Origin of the sequence: Streptomyces sp. BK208, from assembly GCF_004364245.1 — a bacterium.
Lineage (GTDB): Bacteria > Actinomycetota > Actinomycetes > Streptomycetales > Streptomycetaceae > Streptomyces.
This window is the reverse complement of record NZ_SOAV01000002.1, coordinates 723,098-741,975: the sequence shown is the minus strand read 5'-3', so window position 1 is coordinate 741,975 and position 18,878 is coordinate 723,098. Positions and strand designations below refer to the sequence as shown.

Sequence of the window (18,878 nt, the reverse complement as noted above, 5' to 3'; positions counted from 1 at the left end):
GGGGAATCGGCGCAGACACCCGGGTAGAACCCCGGAAACACGGCCCTCTGACAGCGAAGGAACAGCGTGGCTTCCGCATCCGATCGCAGTGATCGCAGTCCGATCATCATTGGCGGCCTTCCGAGTCAGGTCCCTGACTTCGATCCCGAGGAGACCCGGGAGTGGCTCGACTCCCTGGACGCCGCCGTCGACGAGCGCGGCCGGGAGCGCGCCCGGTACCTGATGCTGCGGCTGATCGAGCGGGCCCGCGAGAAGCGCGTGGCCGTGCCCGAGATGCGCAGCACGGACTACGTCAACACCATCCCGACCAAGAGCGAGCCGTTCTTCCCCGGCAACGAGGAGATCGAGCGCAAGATCCTCAACGCCACCCGGTGGAACGCGGCGGTGATGGTCTCGCGCGCCCAGCGGCCCGGCATCGGCGTCGGCGGCCACATCGCGACCTTCGCCTCCTCCGCCTCCCTGTACGACGTGGGCTTCAACCACTTCTTCCGGGGCAAGGACGAGGGCGACGGCGGCGACCAGGTCTTCTTCCAGGGGCACGCCTCCCCCGGCATCTACGCGCGCGCCTACCTGCTGGACCGGCTGAGCGAGCAGCACCTGGACGGCTTCCGTCAGGAGAAGTCCAAGGCGCCGCACATGCTGTCGTCGTACCCGCACCCGCGGTCGATGCCGGACTTCTGGGAGTTCCCGACGGTCTCCATGGGCCTCGGCCCGATCGGCGCGATCTTCCAGGCCCGGATGAACCGCTACATGCACGCGCGCGGCATCGCGGACACCTCGAAGTCGCACGTGTGGGCCTTCCTCGGCGACGGCGAGATGGACGAGCCGGAGTCGCTGGGCCAGCTGTCCATCGCCGCCCGCGAGGGCCTGGACAACCTGACCTTCGTGGTCAACTGCAACCTCCAGCGCCTGGACGGCCCGGTGCGCGGCAACGGGAAGATCATCCAGGAGCTGGAGTCGGTCTTCCGCGGCGCCGGCTGGAACGTGATCAAGCTGGTCTGGGACCGCACCTGGGACCCGCTGCTCGCCCAGGACCGCGACGGCGTGCTGGTCAACCGCATGAACACGACCCCGGACGGCCAGTTCCAGACGTACGCGACCGAGTCAGGCGCCTACATCCGCGACCACTTCTTCGGCGACGACCACCGGCTGCGCGCGATGGTCGAGAACATGACCGACGACCAGATCCTGCACCTGGGGCGCGGCGGTCACGACCACCGGAAGATCTACGCGGCCTACAAGGCGGCGCTGGAGCACAAGGGCCAGCCGACGGTGATCCTGGCCAAGACGATCAAGGGCTGGACGCTGGGTCCGAACTTCGAGGGCCGCAACGCCACGCACCAGATGAAGAAGCTGACGGTCGACGACCTCAAGCGCTTCCGCGACCGGCTGCACCTGCCGATCTCCGACAAGGAGCTGGAGTCCGGCCCGCCGCCGTACTACCACCCGGGCCGGGACACGGAGGAGATCCAGTACATGCACGACCGCCGGCAGGGCTGCGGCGGCTACGTGCCGACGCGGGTGGTGCGCTCGAAACCGCTGGCGCTTCCGGACGACAAGACGTACGCGACCGTGAAGAAGGGTTCGGGTCAACAGTCCATCGCGACGACGATGGCCTTTGTGCGCCTGCTCAAGGACCTCATGCGGGACAAGGAGATCGGCAAGCGCTTCGTGCTGATCGCCCCGGACGAGTACCGCACGTTCGGCATGGACTCCTTCTTCCCGAGTGCGAAGATCTACAACCCGCTCGGGCAGCAGTACGAATCCGTGGACCGTGACCTGCTGCTCGCCTACAAGGAGGCGCCGAACGGGCAGATGCTGCACGACGGCATCTCCGAGGCCGGCTGCACGGCCTCGCTGATCGCGGCCGGCTCGGCCTACGCCACGCACGGCGAGCCGCTCATCCCGGTCTACGTCTTCTACTCGATGTTCGGTTTCCAGCGCACCGGTGACCAGTTCTGGCAGATGGGTGACCAGCTGGCGCGCGGTTTCGTCCTGGGCGCGACCGCCGGCCGTACGACACTGACCGGCGAGGGCCTTCAGCACGCGGACGGCCATTCGCAGCTGCTGGCCTCCACCAACCCGGCGTGCGTGGCGTACGACCCCGCCTTCGGGTTCGAGATCGCGCACATCGTCAAGGACGGGCTGCGCCGCATGTACGGCGGGGACGAGCAGCACCCGCACGGCGAGGACGTCTTCTACTACCTCACCGTCTACAACGAGCCCATCCGGCACCCGGCCGAGCCGGAGAACGTGGACGTCGAGGGCATCCTCAAGGGCGTCTACCGCTTCAGCGAGGGTACGGGCGGCTCGATCCCGGCGCAGATCATGGCCTCGGGCGTCGCGGTGCCGTGGGCGGTGGACGCGCAGCGGATCCTCGCCGAGGAGTGGAACGTGCGGGCCGACGTCTGGTCGGCGACCTCCTGGAACGAGCTGCGTCGCGAGGCCGTGGCCTGCGAGGAGCACAACCTGCTGCACCCCGAGGAGGAGCAGCGGGTGCCGTACGTGACGCGGAAGCTGGCGGGCGCGCAGGGGCCGTTCGTGGCGGTGTCCGACTGGATGCGGTCGGTGCCGGACCAGATCGCGCGGTGGGTTCCGGGGACGTACCAGTCACTGGGCGCGGACGGCTGGGGCTTCGCGGACACCCGCGGCGCGGCGCGGCGCTTCTTCCACATCGACGCGGAGTCGATCGTGGTGGGGGTGCTCAGCGAGCTGGCGCGGGAGGGCAAGGTCGACCGGTCGGTACTGAAGCAGGCGATCGACCGGTACCGCCTGCTCGACGTGACCGCGGCGGACCCGGGGGTGGCCGGCGGGGACGCGTAGGACGGACGGGACGCCGGCCGCCGCGACGACGCGGCGGCCGGCGTGTGCGTGCGTGGAGCCGGCGTGCACGTGGGGACCGGCTGTGGACGGACGGGGGCCGGTGTCGGCGTACGGCGGACGGCACGGCGTGGACGGGCCGGAGACGGCGTCGGCGGACGGGGGACGGTACGGGGGACGGCACAGACGTACGCGACGGTGTGGACCTACGGCGACGGCGACGGCGACGGCGCCGACGTACGGCGTCCGACGGACGGAGTCCGTGGCGCACATGGCTCACCCCCGCCCGTGACGGGCGGGGGTGGGAACACCCGGGCGACGGGTGATACCGCGATGTACGGCTAGAACATGCCGTAGCCCGGACTCGCCGCTCCGACGAGCCAGATGAGTGCCAGGAGCGTGTCGATGGCACCCAGGACCAGGGCGACGACGGCCGGCACCGAGCGGGAGCCCGCCCAGCTGCGGCCCATCGCGAGCCAGCCGCAGACCATCGCCGCAGGCCCGAGAACGATGCCCAGCGCGAAGAGACCGACGATCGCGCAGACGATTCCGATGATCCCGAGTGTCGCGCGGTCCGGCCCGCTCCGTGACCCCGTCCGGCCACGTGAGCGGGGGTGCCTGCGCGATTCCTGTCCGAAGCTCGCCATCATCAACTCCCTCGACTCCTTGTGGACTTCGGGTACCCGCGTGTGACGTGTCATGCCTCTTTCAGGCTGTTTCCGCGCCCGCCTCGGGTGCGCCGCCCGCGCGCCGCCCCCCTCCGGCGGCGCGCCGCGGCCTCTCACCCTCCGTGCCCTGCGGAGGACTTGACCCACTGTGACCTGCGGACCCCGGCGGCGGGGAGCGTTCGTCCGCCCCGTCACCCTGATGGAGGAACCGGGTGACGGGGCGGGCCGAAAAAATCACGGGCCCGTGAGGCCTCGTGGCCTCACGGGCCCGGAGATTCCGGGGCGCGGGTCAGATGTGGCCCACGCCCGCGCCCGCCTCCGCGTTCTCACCGCGCTTGGTGAGGAAGGCGACGAACACCGCCACGACCGCGACCCCGGCCGCGACCAGCGAGGCCAGGCTCATGCCGGAGATGAAGGTGTCGTGGGCGACGTCCGCGATCTTCGCGGCGACCGCGGCCGGGGTGCCCTCGGGCACCGGTGCGATGCCCTGCTGCACGGCCTGGCCGGTCAGCTCCTGCTGGGCCGGGGTGAGTTCGGGCAGTCCGGCGTCGGCCCAGTTGCCCGCCAGGTCGTTGTCCACCTTGGAGGCCATCACGGCTCCCAGCACCGCCGTACCCAGGCTGCCGCCGATCTGCATCGCCGCCTGCTGGAGGCCTCCCGCGACGCCCGACAGCTCCATGGGGGCGTTGCCCACGATGACCTCCGTGGCGCCCACCATGACCGGGGCGAGGCCGAGACCGAGCAGCGCGAACCACACGGACATCGCCAGGCTGCCGGTGTCCGTCTCCAGGGTGGACATGCCGTACATGGCGATCGCGGTGCACACCATGCCTCCCGCGAGCGGGACGCGCGGGCCGACCTTGGTGATCATCGCGCCGGCCAGCGGCGAGGCGACGATCATCATGGCGGTGAGCGGCAGCAGGTGCAGGCCGGCGTCGATCGGGCTCATGCCGTGCACGTTCTGCAGGTAGAAGGTGACGAAGAACAGGCCGCCCATGAAGGCGATGGCCATCAGGACCATCAGGACCACACCGGCCGACAGCGGCACCGAGCGGAACATGCCCAGCGGGATCAGCGGCTCCTTGACCCTGGTCTCCCAGACCGAGAACAGGGCGAAGCCCACCACCGACCCGCCTATGTACAGCCAGGTCTGGCCGGAACCCCAGCCCCACTCGGGGGCCTTGATGAGCGCCCAGACGAGAGCGAACATCGACGCGGACAGCAGCACGATGCCGACGACGTCGAAGGAGCGCGGGGCGTTCTCGGCCCGGTGGTCCAGCAGGATCAGCACGCCGAGGACCACGGCGACGACGCCGACCGGCACGTTGATGAAGAACACCGACTGCCAGCTGACGTGCTCGACCAGCACTCCGCCCAGGATCGGGCCGCCCGCGGTGGAGGCGCCGATGACCATGCCCCAGATGCCGATGGCCATGTTGAGCTTCTCGGCCGGGAAGGTGGCCCGCAGCAGGCCGAGCGCGGCCGGCATCAGCAGCGCGCCGAACAGTCCCTGGAAGACGCGGAAGACGATGACCATCGCGATGCTGTCGGACAGCCCGATAGCGCCGGAGGACGCGGCGAAGCCCGCCACACCGATGAGGAAGGTCTGCCGGTGACCGAAGCGGTCGCCGAGCTTGCCCGCGGTGATCAGGGAGACCGCGAGCGCGAGGAAGTAGGCGTTGGTGATCCACTGCAGTTCGGACCAGCTGGCGCCCAGGTCCTTGCCGATGGCCGGGTTGGCGATCGCCACGATGGTGCCGTCCAGGGCCACCATCATGACCCCGACCGCGACCGTGACGAGGGTGACCCACGGATGGCCGCGCCATCCCTTGGCGGGCGACGAACCCGCCGGAGTGCCTTCACCCGGTCCCAGCTTGTCGATGGTGGTCTGACTAGTCATACCGCTGAGGCTAGTGACAGCCGCTGACAGTTGACAAACGGATTCACGAGTCAGTAACTGACAGGACATCCCCCGATAGCCTGAACTGCGGAAACCGCACGAAGGAGACGACTTTTGAAGGTGGCCGGCACGTCGGCGCCGCCGGGGACCGCTGCCGCGGCCTCCCGTCCCGGCCTGCGCGAACTCAAGAAGCAGCGCACCCGGGACCTGCTGCTGCGCTCCGCCCTCGAACTGTTCACGCAGCGCGGTTACGAGGAGACGACCGTCGACGACATCGCCGAGGCGGCGGAGGTCTCGCAGCGCACCTTCTTCCGCTACTTCGCCTCCAAGGAGGACGCCGCGTTCTTCGTGTCGCGGCTCGCGGAGTCGCGCTTCGTCGAGGCCGTGCACGCGCGCCCGCCGGAGGAGGCGCCCCTGGACGCACTGCGGAGGGCTCTCGGGGAGAGCTGGAGCACCATCGGCGAGGCGGTCGAGCAACTGATCCCGCTCGAACTGCACATGCGCTTCTACCGGGTCATCGAGTCGACGCCCGCCCTCCTCGCCGCCCACCTGCGGCGGGCGACGGAACTGGAGGAGGAGATCGCCCGCGTCGTCGCCGCGCGCGAGGGCCTCGACCTGGACGCGGACCCGCGGCCCCGCGTGGTCGTGGCCGTGTTCGGAGCGGTGATGCGGGTCACCGAACGGATCTGGTCGGCGCGCGACGACGCCGGCCTGGCCGCCCTGCGGGACCTGACGGCCGCTTACCTCGACCAGGTGACGCCCGCGCTCGCCGGGAGCTGGCGTCGCACCGAAACGTGATCCGTGTCACTGGATTCACGCGAGACCGGTCCGTTCTCCTAGTGTGTCCTCCCAGTGACTTCCTTCGACACCTCCCCGCAACTGAACGTCTGGCGCGCCCTGCTCGCTCTGGCCGTGGTGTTCGTGATGCTGGCGACCACCGGCTGGACCGCCCTGCGCAACCAGCGGGGCCCCACCGCCCTCGAAGCGTCGGTCTCGGCCTGGGAGCACGGCCGGATCGACGGACGGCCGCTGCCCGACGCGCAGGCGGCTCCCGCCCGCCTCGCCCGCTTCTTCTCCTCGCTCACCGCGTGGCAGCGCACGAGCCTGGCCCACCGCTATCCGCTGGCCGTCGGCAACATGAACGGCGCCCCCGTCGAGCTGCGCTACCTCGCCAACCGTTCCGCACTGCGGAAGGCGCGGTCGGTGGAGCTCGGCCGGGTGCACGACAAGCGCCTGTCCCTCGCCGGGCAGCGCGAGGCCGGGCGGCGGATGCGCAGCTACGAGTCGCTGCTCGAACCCGGCCGGCACATCCTCGCCTTCGACCCGGCGGGGTCGGGCCGGGTCGCCGAGGTGTTCGGGAACCTGAACCGCGCCGACCGGGTATCCGTCGTCGTGCCCGGCGTCGACACGGAGCTGCTCACCTTCCAGCGCACCGACCACAAGAAGTACGCGGCGCCCGTCGGCATGGCCGAGTCGCTGTACGCGGCCGAGCGCGCGGCGAGCCCCGCCACCGGCACGGCCGTGATCGCCTGGGCCGACTACACCGCCCCCAGCGGCCTCGGCATGGAGGCGGCCACCGCGAACCGGGCCGAGCACGGGGCCGGGCGGCTGAACGCCCTGCTGCGGGCGCTGCCCGGCCGGTCCCCGGTCTCCCTCTTCTGCCACAGCTACGGATCGGTGGTGTGCGGTCTCGCCGCCGACACACTGCCCCGCCGGGTGACCGACATAGCGGTGGCAGGCAGTCCCGGCATGCGCGCCGCGACCGCCTCCCGCCTGGACACCGCCGCCCGGGTGTGGGCGATGCGGGACGCCGACGACTGGATCCAGGACGTGCCGTACCTGGAGGTCGGCGGCCTCGGACATGGTGCCGATCCGGTGTCCGCCGGCTTCGGGGCGCGGTTGCTGTCGGCGCGGAGTGCCCGGGGGCACAGCGGCTACTTCGTCCCCGGGACGGACAGCCTGCGCAACTTCGCGGGGATCGGGGTTGGCGCGTACCGCACCGTCGCCTGCGCCGGTGATTCCGACACATGCCGGGCGGATTTGTCCGGGGCGACGGCGGCCGGACGCGCGTAGAGGCGCAGAAACTCCGGTTTGCACGGAGAGGGGACGGAGAGGCTCGTGCCGCATACGATGAGCCGCATGGGTGACGTACTGGCCGGATTTCATGCCACCTGGGAGTTCGAGTCCGACTCCGTGCTCATCCGCCACGAACGGGGGATTCGAACACCCAAGCTGTTCCAGGCCCTGGGGGAGCGCCGTGTGCCCCTCGCGGCGGTCGAGGGCGTCACGCTGACGCCCGGCAGGCGCGGCAGCGTCGTGCTGCGCCTCGAACCGCGCGCGGGCGCCGATCCGCTGATGGAGGCGGCGGCCGGACAGCTGAAGGAGGGCTGCGACCCCTACCGGCTGGTGCTGCCGGCCGAGCGGGAGACGCTGGCGGAGTACTACGCCGACGAGCTGCGGGCGCTGCTGACCGAGTCCGGCAGGACCGAGCGCTTCCTGGTGGCCCCGCCCGAGGCGCCGCTGCACTTCAAGGCGTACGACGGCAAGGCGTCCTTCGACGGGGAGGCGGTGTCCTTCCGGTGGTTCTGGACGGGCGCGTCCTCGGCGAAGTGGAAGGCCGGCGACCAGCGCTTCCCGGTCGCCGGCCTGGGCGGGGTGGAGTGGCGCTCCCCGGAGGTGTTCGACGGCTACCTGCGGCTGCTGCCGCGCGACGCCGACGCCTCGGCCGCCCCGGCCGCGCCCCAGGCCGACCAGGATCCGGCGGCGGTCGTCTTCGGGCTGGGGTACGGGCCGGTGCACGAGTCGCTGCCGTTCGCGGCGGCGGTGGCGGCGGCGGTGCGGGAGCGGAGCGCCGTGGCGCCCGTGCCGGTTCCGGTGCCGGCACCCCGGCGGGACCCCGCGGACATCGCCGAGCGGATACGGCACCTCGGAGAGCTGCACCAGCAGGGGCTGGTGACGGACGAGGAGTTCTCCTCGAAGAAGGCGGAGCTGCTCGCCGAGCTCTAGCGTCCGCCGGGTGCGGTCCCGTTCCGGGTGCGGCTCACTCCCGGCCGGCGGAGCTGAACGTCATGTCCGCGTAGCGGTCGCCCGCGACCTTCTCCGCGATCGGCTCCAGCAGGGACAGCTCGTCCTCCGTCAGGACGATTCCGGTCGCCGCGGTGTTCTCCTCCACCCGCGCCGGCTTCCGGGTCCCCGGGATCGGGATCACCGGCAGGCCGTGGACCTCGGCGCGCTGCTGGACCCAGGCCAGCGCGATCTGGCCGAGGGTGGCGCCGTGGGCCTCGGCGACGGTGCGGACCGGGTCGAGGAGGGCCGCGTTGGCCCGCGCGTTGTCGCCGGTGAACCGGGGCTGCTGGCGGCGGAAGTCGTCGGCGGCGAGACCGTCGGTACCGGTGACGGAACCGGTGAGGAAGCCCCGGCCCAGCGGCGAGTACGGCACCAGGGCGACGCCCAGCCCGGCCGCGGCCGGCACCACGCCCGCCTCGATGTCCCGGCTGAACAGCGACCACTCCGACTGGACGGCCGCGATCGGGTGGACGGCGTGGGCGGCCCGCAGTTCCCCGGCGGTGACCTCGCTCAGGCCCAGGTGCTTGACCTTGCCCTCGCGCACCAGGTCGGCCATGGCGCCGACGGTCTCCTCGATCGGCACGTTCACGTCGCGGCGGTGCATGTAGTAGAGGTCGATCACGTCGACGCCGAGGCGTTCGAGGCTCGCCTCGACGCACTGGCGGACGTACGCCGCGTCGCCCCGGATCGTCCGCTTCGTCGGGTCGACGTGGTCCAGGGAGAGGGCGAACTTGGTCGCGAGGACGACCTCGTCGCGGTGCGCGTGGAGGAAGGGCGCCAGGAACTTCTCGTTCTCGCCGAGCCCGTAGACGTCCGCCGTGTCGTAGAGCGTGACGCCCAGCTCCAGCGCCCGCTCCAGGGTCGCCCGCGACGCGTCGGCGTCCACCGGTCCGTAGGCGAAGCTCATCCCCATGCAGCCCAGGCCCTGGACACCCACCTCCGGGCCGCCGTCGCCGAGCCGGGCGGTGGGCATGCTGCTGTCGGTCATCGGGTCCCCTCCGTGTCACGGGCACGTCCAGCGTCCCCGTAGAAACTGATCTTGCGGTCGAGCACGGCGACGGTGTCCTGGAGTTCGGCGATCCTCGTCAGCACGTCGCGCCGGGTGGACTCCAGCAGCTCCCGCCGGTCGAGGTAGGTGCTCTCGCCCGCCCGCACCATCTCGGCGTACCGCACCATGTCGGCGACCGGCATGCCGGTCATCCGCAGCTTGCCGACGAAGTCGAGCCAGTCCAGGTCGCGGTTGCTGTAGCGGCGCTGTCCGGTGTGCGAGCGGTCGATGTGGGACATCAGGCCGATCCGCTCGTACCAGCGCAGCGTGTGGGCCGTCAGGCCGGTGAAGGCGACGACCTCGCTGATCGTGTACTGGTCCTGTCCGTCGGGGCGCGGGTGGCGCCGGGGCGGGGCGGAGCAGATGTCCGTTCTGGTGGCGTTCGGTGCGAGGGTCCCGGCCGTGGTCTGCATCACCGTCATGGCCTCCACGCTATGACCTTGGAGTGCACTCCAGGCAAGCTTCCCCGGTGAGAAATGCGCGGGACACCCGGCCCCGCAGGTCACTACCGTGCCGGCATGAGTCTTGTACGCCGTGCCACGGCCGAGGACGCGGAGGAAGTCCTCCGGCTGCGCCAGGTGATGATCGCCTCCATGAACCCCGACGCTTCCACCGACTGGCAGGCGGCGTCCCTGCCGGCCCTGCGGGCGAGGCTGGCCGATCCGGACGGGGGCTTCGCGGCCTTCGTGGTCGACCACCCCGGGCGGCCGGACGCGCTGGCGGCGCTGGTGGTGGGGACGTTGGAGTACCGGATCGGCGGGCCGGGCCGGCCGGGGGGTCTGCTCGGGTACGTCTTCAGCGTCGCCACCGACCCGGACGCCCGGCGCCGCGGGTACGCGCGGGCGTGCATGGACGAGCTGCTGGAGTGGTTCCGCGAGCAGGGCGCCGGGCACGTCATGCTCACGGCCTCCCCCGACGCCGAGCCCCTGTACGCGTCGATGGGCTTCACCCGCGACACGACCCCCTCGATGAGGCTGTACCTCTGAGCCGCTTAGGCTCGGTGGCATGTCCTTGAAGAGCTTGGCGTCGATCGAGAACTGGCCGGTCCCCACCGCCGCCGCGGGCGTCGTGCGGGCCGACGGCACCACCCTCGGCACTCACGGCCCGGCCGCGCACCGCTTCCCGCTCGCGTCGGTCACCAAGCCGCTCGCGGCGTACGCGGCGCTGGTGGCGTACGAGGAGGGCGCGATCGAGCTGGACGAACCGGCAGGTCCGCCCGGGGCGACCGTCCGTCACCTGCTCGCGCACACCTCGGGGCTGGCCTTCGACGAGCACCGCGCGACCTCCGCGCCCGGGGAGCGCCGGCTGTACTCGAACGCCGGTTTCGAGCAGCTCGGCGAGCACATCGCGAAGGCGGCGGACATGCCGTTCGCCGAGTACGCGCGGCAGGCGGTGCTGGAGCCGCTGGGCATGACGGCGACCTCGCTGGAGGGCTCCCCGGCGAAGGACGGCGTGTCGACGGTCGGGGACCTGCTCCGGTTCGCCGCCGAGGTGCAGGCGCCGCGCCTGCTGGACCCGCGGACGGTCGCCGAGGCGATGACCGTCCAGTACCCGGGCACGAAGGGCGTCCTGCCCGGCTACGGCCACCAGAACCCCAACGACTGGGGACTCGGCTTCGAGATCCGCGACGGCAAGTCACCGCACTGGACGGGCGCCTCGTCCTCGCCGCGCACCTTCGGGCACTTCGGCCAGTCGGGCACGTTCCTGTGGATCGACCCGGACGCGGGCGTGGCCTGCGTGGCCCTCACCGACCGCGCCTTCGGCCCCTGGGCGGTCGAGGCGTGGCCGCCCTTCACGGACGGGGTGCTCGCCGAAGCCCGGTAGCCCGGCCCCGTCAGGTCCGGCCCATCTCCCACATCAGTGCCTCGGCCCCCGTCACCGCCACCGCCTCCACCCCGTCGGCGTCCGTGACGCGGGCCGCGTCGCCCGGGCCGAGTTCCTGGTCGCCGAGGCGGACCCGGCCGCGCACGACGTGGACGTAGACGTACGCCCCGTCCGGCACCGCGGTCCGCTCCCCCGGCGACAGGCGGCGCACGTGCAGCATGGCGCCGGCCTCGGGGACGGCGTACGGGGTGGAGTCGGCGATGCCGCGGACGATCTCGTAGGCGGGGTCGCCGCCGGGCTCGCGCGGGGCCAGCCACATCTGGACGAAGGCGAGGGGGGCCGACGCGTCGTTGCGCTCGACGTGCCGTACGCCGGCCGCCGAGCTGAGGCGCTGCACGTCCCCGGCGCGGACCACCGTCTCGTGGCCGGTGCTGTCGCGGTGGGTCAGCTCGCCCTCCACCACCCAGGTGACGATCTCGGTGTGGCTGTGCGGGTGCTCGTCGAAGCCCGCGCCGGGAGCGAGGCGCTCCTCGTTGCAGGCGAGCAGGGCGCCGAAGCGGAGGTTGTCGGGGTCGTAGTGCGGGCCGAAGGAGAAGGCGTGGCGCGACTCGATGCCCGCCTCCGGGTCGCCTCCGGGATAGCGCTCGTCGGCGCGGCGTACGTCCATCACATCGTTCACCGTAGCCCCGGGGGCACAGCCGCCCGTCCCGATAAGGCAGTCTTGTCCCGTGCCCGAACCCGAAACCGGCAAGCCCGACGCCCCCGCCCAGCCCGCCCACCCGCACACCGCGACGCTGAAACGGCTGGAGCAGTCCTCCGGTTCGCTCGCCGCGCAGGCCATCGCGCGCATGGACGAGACGCTGCCGTGGTACCGGGCCATGCCACCGGAGAACCGTTCCTGGATCGGGCTGGTCGCCCAGGCAGGCATCGCCGCCTTCACCGAGTGGTTCCGGCGGCCGGAGGCGCCGCAGGCCATCTCCACCGACGTCTTCGGCACCGCGCCGCGCGAGCTGACCCGGGCGATCACGCTGCGGCAGACCGTGGAGATGGTGCGCACCACCATCGAGGTGATGGAGTCCGCCATCGACGAGGTGGCGGCCCCCGGCGACGAGTCGGTGCTGCGCGAGGCGCTGCTCGTGTACGCCCGGGAGATCGCCTTCGCGACCGCCCAGGTGTACGCCCAGGCCGCCGAGGCACGCGGTGCCTGGGACGCGCGGCTCGAGTCGCTGGTGGTGAACGCCGTGCTCAGCGGCGAGGCCGACGAGGGCGCCGTGTCCCGGGCCGCCGCCCTCGGCTGGAACTCGCCGGAGCACGTGTGCGTCGTGCTGGGCACCGCTCCCGACGGGGACTCCGAGCTGACCGTGGAGGCCATCCGGCGCGCGGCCCGGCACGCCAAGCTCCAGGTGCTGACCGGGGTGCTCGGGGACCGTCTGGTGGTCATCGCCGGCGGCCGCAACGATCCGCTGGCGGTGGCGAAGTCGCTGATCGGACCGTTCGCGCAGGGTGCGGTCGTCGCCGGGCCCGTGGTGCCCGACCTGCTGGCCGCGACCCGGTCCGCGCAGGCCGCCGCCGCCGGCCTGAAGGCGTGCACCGCCTGGCCGGACGCTCCGCGCCCGGTGCTCGCCGACGACCTGCTGCCGGAGCGCGCGATCGCCTCCGACCCCTCTGCCCGCGAGCAGTTGGTGGAGGAGATCTACAGACCGTTGGAGGAGGCCGGGGCGGCGCTGCTGGAGACACTCAGCGTCTATCTCGAACAGGCGAGCAGTCTGGAGGGCGCCGCCCGGATGCTCTTCGTTCACCCGAACACCGTGCGCTACCGGCTCCGACGTGTGACTGACGTCACCGGATGGTCGCCCTCTGATGTACGGTCTGCGTTCACACTGCGGATCGCGCTCATCCTGGGGCGTCTGGCCGATGGAGATCCACAGCTCTAAGATTTTGTGCGGGTTCCACAAATCCCGCTCCTGTTCTTCGTCCCTGTCCCCACGGGCGGCCGTGGCCGTCCTCAAGAGAGAGTGTGAGAGTGCTCGTACTCGTCGCTCCCGGCCAGGGCGCCCAGACGCCCGGCTTCCTGACTGACTGGCTCGCCCTCCCCGGCGCCGCGGACCGCGTCGCCGCGTGGTCCGACGCCATCGGACTCGATCTCGTCCACTTCGGCACCAAGGCCGACGCGGACGAGATCCGTGACACGGCCGTGGCCCAGCCGCTGCTCGTCGCCGCCGGACTCCTCTCCGCCGCGGCACTCGGTGACATGTCCGAGATCGCTCCGGGCGTGGTCGCGGGCCACAGCGTCGGCGAGATCACCGCCGCCGCCTTCGCGGGCGTCCTGGACGACACCGCCGCGCTGACCCTCGTACGCCGTCGCGGCCTGGCCATGGCCGAGGCCGCCGCGGTCACCGGGACCGGCATGTCGGCGCTGCTCGGCGGCGACCCCGAGGTGAGCGTCGCGCACCTGGAGAAGCTCGGCCTGACCCCGGCGAACATGAACGGCGCCGGTCAGATCGTGGCCGCCGGCACGCTGGAGCAGCTGGCCGCGCTGAACGAGGACAAGCCCGAGGGCGTCCGCAAGGTCGTCCCGCTGAAGGTGGCCGGCGCCTTCCACACCCGCCACATGGCGCCCGCCGTGGACAAGCTCGCCGAGGCCGCGAAGGCGCTGACGCCGGCCGACCCGAAGGTGGCGTACGTCTCCAACAAGGACGGGCAGGTCGTCGCCTCCGGTGCCGAGCTCCTCGACCGGCTGGTCGGCCAGGTCGCGAACCCGGTGCGCTGGGACCTGTGCATGGAGACGTTCAAGGAGCTGGGCGTCACCGCGCTCATCGAGGTGTGCCCGGGCGGCACGCTGACCGGGCTGGCCAAGCGGGCACTGCCCGGGGTGAAGACGCTGGCCCTGAAGACCCCCGCCGACCTCGACGCGGCTCGCGAGCTCGTCGCCGAGCACACCCAGGCCTGACAAGGAGCGCGAGAGCATGTCGAAGATCAAGCCCAGCAAGGGCGCCCCGTACGCGCGCATCCTCGGCGTCGGCGGTTACCGTCCGACGCGGGTGGTGCCGAACGAGGTGATCCTCGAGAAGATCGACTCGTCCGACGAGTGGATCCGCTCGCGCTCCGGCATCGAGACCCGGCACTGGGCCGGCCCGGAGGAGACGGTCGCCGCGATGTCGGTGGAGGCCTCCGGCAAGGCACTGGCCGACGCCGGGATCGACGCCTCGCGGATCGGTGCCGTGGTCGTCTCGACCGTGTCGCACTTCAGCCAGACCCCGGCCATCGCCACCGAGATCGCGGACCGGCTCGGCACGGACAGGGCCGCGGCCTTCGACATCTCGGCGGGCTGCGCGGGCTTCGGCTACGGCCTGACGCTCGCCAAGGGCATGATCGTCGAAGGTTCGGCCGAGTACGTGCTGGTCATCGGCGTGGAGCGGCTGTCCGACCTGACCGACCTGGAGGACCGGGCCACGGCCTTCCTGTTCGGCGACGGCGCCGGCGCGGTGGTGGTCGGCCCGTCCCAGGAGCCGGCCATCGGCCCGACGGTGTGGGGCTCGGAGGGCGACAAGGCCGAAACGATCAAGCAGACGGTCTCCTGGGACCGTTTCCGGATCGGCGACGTCTCCGAGCTGCCCCTCGACTCCGAGGGCAACGTCAAGTTTCCTGCGATCACGCAGGAGGGCCAGGCGGTGTTCCGCTGGGCCGTGTTCGAGATGGCGAAGGTCGCGCAGCAGGCGCTGGACGCGGCCGGGATCAGCCCGGACGACCTGGACGTCTTCATCCCGCACCAGGCCAACGTGCGGATCATCGACTCGATGGTGAAGACGCTGAAGCTGCCGGAGCACGTCACGGTCGCCCGTGACATCCGCACCACCGGCAACACCTCGGCCGCCTCGATTCCGCTCGCGATGGAGCGGCTCCTGGCGACCGGCGACGCGAAGAGCGGCGACACCGCGCTCGTCATCGGCTTCGGGGCGGGTCTCGTCTACGCCGCGACGGTCGTTACCCTCCCCTAGGCACTGCGTGCCGGATCATGCGGTCCGGGACGGAGAGCAGCAACAAGCAGCAACACCCGCCGCGACGCGGCGGGCCGCCACACCCTCTGGACAACAAAGAAGGAGCGCCATCATGGCCGCCACTCAGGAAGAGATCGTCGCCGGTCTCGCGGAGATCGTGAACGAGATCGCCGGCATCCCGGTTGAGGACGTCCAGCTGGACAAGTCCTTCACCGACGACCTGGACGTCGACTCGCTGTCCATGGTCGAGGTCGTCGTCGCCGCCGAGGAGCGCTTCGACGTCAAGATCCCGGACGAGGACGTCAAGAACCTCAAGACGGTCGGCGACGCGACGAAGTACATCCTCGAGCACCAGGCCTGATCCGCCGGTACCCGGGCGCGGCCCGGGTACTCGGACAGATCCGGGCATACTGCCCCGCCACCCGGCGGTGGCGCCGTACGAATCCGTATCCCGTTGGAGAAAGAATTCCCGTGAGCTCGACCAATCGCACCGTGGTCGTCACCGGTATCGGCGCAACCACACCGCTGGGTGGCGACGCAGCCTCGACCTGGGAGGGCCTGATCGCCGGCCGGTCCGGCGTCAAGCCCCTGGAGCAGGAGTGGGCCGCCGACCAGGCGGTCCGCATCGCCGCGTCCGCCGCCGTGGACCCCTCCGAGGTCATCCCGCGGCCGCAGGCCCGCCGTCTGGACCGCTCGGCGCAGTTCGCGCTGATCGCGGCCCGGGAGGCGTGGAAGGACGCCGGGTACTCCGGCAAGGCGGGCGAGAGCCCCACCGAGGACGGGGCGGCCCACGTCGACCCCGACCGGCTCGGCGCGGTCATCGCCTCCGGCATCGGCGGCGTGACGACCCTGCTGGACCAGTACGACGTGCTGAAGGAGAAGGGCGTCCGCCGCGTCTCCCCGCACACCGTCCCCATGCTGATGCCGAACGGGCCCTCGGCCAACGTGGGCCTGGCCGTGGGCGCCCGCGCGGGCGTGCACACCCCGGTCTCCGCCTGCGCCTCGGGCGCCGAGGCCATCGGCTACGCCATCGAGATGATCCGCACCGGCCGCGCCGACGTCGTCGTCGCGGGCGGCACGGAGGCGGCGATCCACCCGCTGCCCATCGCCGCGTTCGGCAACATGATGGCGATGTCCAAGAACAACGACGACCCGCAGGGCGCCTCGCGCCCCTTCGACACGGGCCGCGACGGCTTCGTCCTCGGCGAGGGCGCCGGCGTCCTGGTCCTGGAGTCCGCCGAGCACGCCGCCGCGCGCGGTGCCCGCGTCTACGCGGAGGCGGTCGGCCAGGGCATCTCCGCCGACAGCCACGACATCGTGCAGCCGGAGCCGGAGGGCCGCGGCATCTCCGCCGCCCTGCAGAACCTGCTGGACGGCAACGACCTGGACCCGGCCGAGATCGTGCACGTCAACGCGCACGCGACCTCGACGCCGGCCGGTGACATCGCCGAGCTGAAGGCGCTGCGCAAGGTCCTCGGCGACCACGTGGACCACATGGCGGTCTCCGGCACCAAGTCGATGACCGGTCACCTCCTCGGCGGCGCGGGCGGCGTGGAGTCGGTGGCGACCGTGCTCGCCCTGTACAACAGGGTGGCGCCGCCGACCATCAACGTCGAGAACCTCGACCCGGAGGCCGAGGCCCACGCGGACATCGTCCGCGACGAGGCCCGCAAGCTCCCGGCCGAGGGCCGCATCGCCGCGCTGAACGACTCGTTCGGCTTCGGCGGGCACAACGTGGTCCTCGCCTTCCGGACGGTCTGAGCGACCGCCGTACGTACGTGAAGGGCCCCCACCGGCCGGTGGGGGCCCTTCACGTGTGCTCGCGGCGGACGGGCGGGGGTCACACCGTCTGGGGTCACACCACCTGGTGCAGCCAGCGGACCGGGGCGCCCTCGCCGGCGTGGCGGAAGGACTCCAGTTCGTCGTCCCAGGGCTTGCCGAGGAGCTTGGCGATGTCCGACTCCAGGTCGGTCTCGCCGCGCTGGGAGCGGACCAGGGCGGCGCGCAGCCGGTCCTCGGGGATCATGATGTCGCCGTGGATGCCGGTGACGGCGTGGAAGATGCCGAGGTCGGGAGTGCAGCTGTAGCGCTCGCCCTCGGCGTTCGCGGACGGTTCCGCGGTGACCTCGAAGCGCAGCAGCTGCCAGCCGCGCAGTGCGGAGGCGAGCTTGGAGGCGATGCCGGCCTGCCCCTGCCAGGAGAACTCCGAGCGCCAGGTGCCGGGCGCGGCGGGCTGCCGGGTCCAGTCCAGGCCGACGCGCGTGCCGAGCACACCGGCGATGGCCCACTCGACGTGCGGGCAGAGCGCGCGCGGCGCGGAGTGCACGTACAGGACTCCACGTGTCGTCACCGGAACCTCCGGGCTGAGCGGGACATCTCGGAACGGGTGGAACGGCCGTGACCGGGGCGGCCACGTCCATGGCGAGGCTACCGTGCGACGGGGCAAGGAGTGTGACGTACCGTCGGTCCCGCCGCCGACAAACCGCCGCCATTCACCCGGCAGGACGCTTGTACGGGTGTGAGCCGTCGCATCGCGGCCCTCGGGAACCCTCGCGCGGTGTCATGGGTTGAGCACGGTGGAGACACGAGGCGAGGGGTGGGAGCGGAATGGGACGAGGGACGGACAAGGGGACGCGGTACGGCCGTCGCCGGACGCGCGCCGCGCTCGCCGTCCTGACCGCGGCCGTCCTGGGGGTGGCGGGCTGCGACGCCGGGGGCGGTGACTCCCCCGCCCCGTCCGGCAGCGCGTCGAAGCGGCCGAAGCCGGCCCCGGCGTGGGACACGAGCCCGGAGTCGGTCGCCGCGGTGGGCGACTCCATCACGCGCGGCTTCGACGCCTGCGCGGTGCTGTCGGACTGTCCCGAGGTGTCGTGGGCGACCGGCAGCAGCGCGAAGGTCGACTCGCTCGCCGTGCGGCTGCTGGGGAAGGCGGGCGCGGCCGGGCACAGCTGGAACTACGCGGTCACCGGGGCCCGGATGTCCGATCTGACCGCCCAGGTGACGCGGGCGGCGAAGCGCGAGCCGCAGCTGGTGGCGGTGATGGCCGGGGCGAACGACGCGTGCCGGTCCACGACCTCGGCGATGACCCCGGTGGCGGACTTCCGGGCGCAGTTCGAGGAGGCGATGGCCACCCTGCGCAAGAGGCTGCCCAAGGCGCAGGTGTACGTGTCGAGCATCCCGGACCTGAAGCGGCTGTGGTCCCAGGGGCGCACCAACCCGCTGGGCAAGCAGGTGTGGAAGCTGGGCCTGTGTCCGTCCATGCTGGGCGACGCGGACTCCATGGACGCGGCGGCGACCCTGCGGCGCAACACGGTGCGGGACCGGGTGACGGACTACAACGAGGTGCTGCGGGAGGTCTGCGCGAAGGACCGGCGGTGCCGCACCGACGACGGCGCGGTGCACGCGTTCCGGTTCGGCACGGACCAGTTGAGCCACTGGGACTGGTTCCATCCGAGTGTGGACGGCCAGGCCCGGCTGGCGGAGATCGCGTACCGCACCGTCACCGCGAAGTCGCCCTGACCTGGGCATGTCCCGGCCATGTCCTAGAGTTCCGC

18 protein-coding genes are annotated in these 18,878 nt (G+C 71.8%); 12 read left to right on the top strand and 6 right to left on the bottom strand.

The window, feature by feature from the left end; all coding sequences use genetic code 11:
* The first annotated feature begins 66 nt into the window (after positions 1–66).
* The gene (gene aceE, locus EV562_RS07865; protein WP_133885921.1) at positions 67–2,823 is read left to right on the top strand and encodes a pyruvate dehydrogenase (acetyl-transferring), homodimeric type; all 2,757 of its coding nucleotides are present in this window, start codon (positions 67–69) and stop codon (positions 2,821–2,823) included.
* A gap of 338 nt (positions 2,824–3,161) precedes the next feature.
* Here the strand turns inward: aceE and EV562_RS07860 are convergent, their stop codons facing one another.
* Entirely contained in the window at positions 3,162–3,470 is a 309-nt protein-coding gene (locus EV562_RS07860) for a small hydrophobic protein (RefSeq protein ID WP_133886069.1), read from the bottom strand.
* A gap of 307 nt (positions 3,471–3,777) precedes the next feature.
* The gene (locus tag EV562_RS07855; RefSeq protein WP_133885920.1) at positions 3,778–5,388 is read right to left on the bottom strand and encodes an MFS transporter; all 1,611 of its coding nucleotides are present in this window, start codon (positions 5,386–5,388) and stop codon (positions 3,778–3,780) included.
* A gap of 114 nt (positions 5,389–5,502) precedes the next feature.
* On the opposite strand from EV562_RS07855, the gene EV562_RS07850 reads away from it, so the two are divergent.
* The 3 genes from EV562_RS07850 to EV562_RS07840 all read left to right on the top strand — a co-directional run bounded on the left by EV562_RS07850 (position 5,503) and on the right by EV562_RS07840 (position 8,394).
* Entirely contained in the window at positions 5,503–6,186 is a 684-nt protein-coding gene (locus EV562_RS07850; protein WP_133885919.1) for a TetR family transcriptional regulator, read from the top strand.
* Between the two features lie 54 nt (positions 6,187–6,240).
* Positions 6,241–7,461 carry an alpha/beta hydrolase family protein gene (locus EV562_RS07845; RefSeq protein ID WP_133885918.1) on the top strand — a complete coding sequence of 407 codons (1,221 nt, stop codon included), beginning with the start codon at positions 6,241–6,243 and terminating at the stop codon, positions 7,459–7,461.
* 66 nt (positions 7,462–7,527) lie between these two features.
* Positions 7,528–8,394, top strand: coding sequence for a DUF4429 domain-containing protein (locus EV562_RS07840; RefSeq protein ID WP_133885917.1), 867 nt, complete (start codon positions 7,528–7,530; stop codon positions 8,392–8,394).
* A 34-nt stretch (positions 8,395–8,428) separates the two neighbouring features.
* On the opposite strand, the gene EV562_RS07835 is transcribed toward EV562_RS07840, so the two are convergent.
* Together EV562_RS07835 and EV562_RS07830 are read right to left on the bottom strand one after the other, a co-directional pair.
* On the bottom strand, positions 8,429–9,442 hold the full coding sequence (locus EV562_RS07835) for an aldo/keto reductase (RefSeq protein WP_133885916.1): 1,014 nt from the start codon (positions 9,440–9,442) through the stop codon (positions 8,429–8,431).
* Positions 9,439–9,924 carry a MerR family transcriptional regulator gene (locus tag EV562_RS07830; protein WP_208298309.1) on the bottom strand — a complete coding sequence of 162 codons (486 nt, stop codon included), beginning with the start codon at positions 9,922–9,924 and terminating at the stop codon, positions 9,439–9,441. Before EV562_RS07830 ends, EV562_RS07835 begins: the two co-directional genes overlap by 4 nt.
* A 96-nt stretch (positions 9,925–10,020) precedes the next feature.
* Here EV562_RS07830 and EV562_RS07825 point away from each other — a divergent pair, with 96 nt between their 5' ends.
* Together EV562_RS07825 and EV562_RS07820 are read left to right on the top strand one after the other, a co-directional pair.
* The gene (locus EV562_RS07825) at positions 10,021–10,488 is read left to right on the top strand and encodes a GNAT family N-acetyltransferase (protein WP_133885914.1); all 468 of its coding nucleotides are present in this window, start codon (positions 10,021–10,023) and stop codon (positions 10,486–10,488) included.
* Positions 10,489–10,507: 19 nt separating this feature from the next.
* Positions 10,508–11,326, top strand: a complete 819-nt coding sequence (locus EV562_RS07820; protein ID WP_133885913.1) for a serine hydrolase domain-containing protein — start codon at positions 10,508–10,510, stop codon at positions 11,324–11,326.
* Between the two features lie 10 nt (positions 11,327–11,336).
* Here the strand turns inward: EV562_RS07820 and EV562_RS07815 are convergent, their stop codons facing one another.
* Positions 11,337–11,993 (bottom strand): pirin family protein, encoded by a 657-nt coding sequence (locus EV562_RS07815; protein ID WP_133886068.1) that lies wholly within the window; start codon positions 11,991–11,993, stop codon positions 11,337–11,339.
* A 61-nt stretch (positions 11,994–12,054) separates the two neighbouring features.
* Between EV562_RS07815 and fasR the strand changes: the two genes are divergently transcribed.
* The 5 genes from fasR to EV562_RS07790 all read left to right on the top strand — a co-directional run bounded on the left by fasR (position 12,055) and on the right by EV562_RS07790 (position 17,085).
* Positions 12,055–13,260: a fatty acid biosynthesis transcriptional regulator FasR gene (gene fasR, locus EV562_RS07810; RefSeq protein ID WP_133885912.1), complete on the top strand. Its 1,206-nt coding sequence runs from the start codon at positions 12,055–12,057 to the stop codon at positions 13,258–13,260.
* A gap of 89 nt (positions 13,261–13,349) precedes the next feature.
* Complete coding sequence (locus EV562_RS07805) at positions 13,350–14,276, top strand: ACP S-malonyltransferase (RefSeq protein WP_133885911.1); 927 nt, start codon at positions 13,350–13,352, stop codon at positions 14,274–14,276.
* Between the two features lie 16 nt (positions 14,277–14,292).
* On the top strand, positions 14,293–15,324 hold the full coding sequence (locus EV562_RS07800) for a ketoacyl-ACP synthase III (protein ID WP_133885910.1): 1,032 nt from the start codon (positions 14,293–14,295) through the stop codon (positions 15,322–15,324).
* Between the two features lie 112 nt (positions 15,325–15,436).
* Complete coding sequence (locus tag EV562_RS07795) at positions 15,437–15,685, top strand: acyl carrier protein (RefSeq protein ID WP_133885909.1); 249 nt, start codon at positions 15,437–15,439, stop codon at positions 15,683–15,685.
* Positions 15,686–15,795: 110 nt separating this feature from the next.
* The gene (locus EV562_RS07790) at positions 15,796–17,085 is read left to right on the top strand and encodes a beta-ketoacyl-[acyl-carrier-protein] synthase family protein (RefSeq protein WP_133885908.1); all 1,290 of its coding nucleotides are present in this window, start codon (positions 15,796–15,798) and stop codon (positions 17,083–17,085) included.
* A gap of 94 nt (positions 17,086–17,179) precedes the next feature.
* Here EV562_RS07790 and EV562_RS07785 read toward each other — a convergent pair whose 3' ends face one another.
* Positions 17,180–17,674 (bottom strand): DUF3145 domain-containing protein, encoded by a 495-nt coding sequence (locus EV562_RS07785; RefSeq protein ID WP_133885907.1) that lies wholly within the window; start codon positions 17,672–17,674, stop codon positions 17,180–17,182.
* Between the two features lie 257 nt (positions 17,675–17,931).
* Between EV562_RS07785 and EV562_RS07780 the strand changes: the two genes are divergently transcribed.
* The gene (locus tag EV562_RS07780) at positions 17,932–18,843 is read left to right on the top strand and encodes an SGNH/GDSL hydrolase family protein (protein ID WP_133885906.1); all 912 of its coding nucleotides are present in this window, start codon (positions 17,932–17,934) and stop codon (positions 18,841–18,843) included.
* Positions 18,844–18,878: the final 35 nt, after the last annotated feature.

Coding starts and splice junctions, on each gene's coding strand:
- EV562_RS07860 (WP_133886069.1), bottom strand. CDS start 3,470: ATGATGGCGAGCTTCGGACAGGAATCGCGCAGGCACCCCCGCTCACGT.
- EV562_RS07855 (WP_133885920.1), bottom strand. CDS start 5,388: ATGACTAGTCAGACCACCATCGACAAGCTGGGACCGGGTGAAGGCACT.
- EV562_RS07840 (WP_133885917.1), top strand. CDS start 7,528: ATGGGTGACGTACTGGCCGGATTTCATGCCACCTGGGAGTTCGAGTCC.
- EV562_RS07835 (WP_133885916.1), bottom strand. CDS start 9,442: ATGACCGACAGCAGCATGCCCACCGCCCGGCTCGGCGACGGCGGCCCG.
- EV562_RS07830 (WP_208298309.1), bottom strand. CDS start 9,924: ATGACGGTGATGCAGACCACGGCCGGGACCCTCGCACCGAACGCCACC.
- EV562_RS07825 (WP_133885914.1), top strand. CDS start 10,021: ATGAGTCTTGTACGCCGTGCCACGGCCGAGGACGCGGAGGAAGTCCTC.
- EV562_RS07820 (WP_133885913.1), top strand. CDS start 10,508: ATGTCCTTGAAGAGCTTGGCGTCGATCGAGAACTGGCCGGTCCCCACC.
- EV562_RS07815 (WP_133886068.1), bottom strand. CDS start 11,993: ATGGACGTACGCCGCGCCGACGAGCGCTATCCCGGAGGCGACCCGGAG.
- EV562_RS07800 (WP_133885910.1), top strand. CDS start 14,293: ATGTCGAAGATCAAGCCCAGCAAGGGCGCCCCGTACGCGCGCATCCTC.
- EV562_RS07795 (WP_133885909.1), top strand. CDS start 15,437: ATGGCCGCCACTCAGGAAGAGATCGTCGCCGGTCTCGCGGAGATCGTG.
- EV562_RS07780 (WP_133885906.1), top strand. CDS start 17,932: ATGGGACGAGGGACGGACAAGGGGACGCGGTACGGCCGTCGCCGGACG.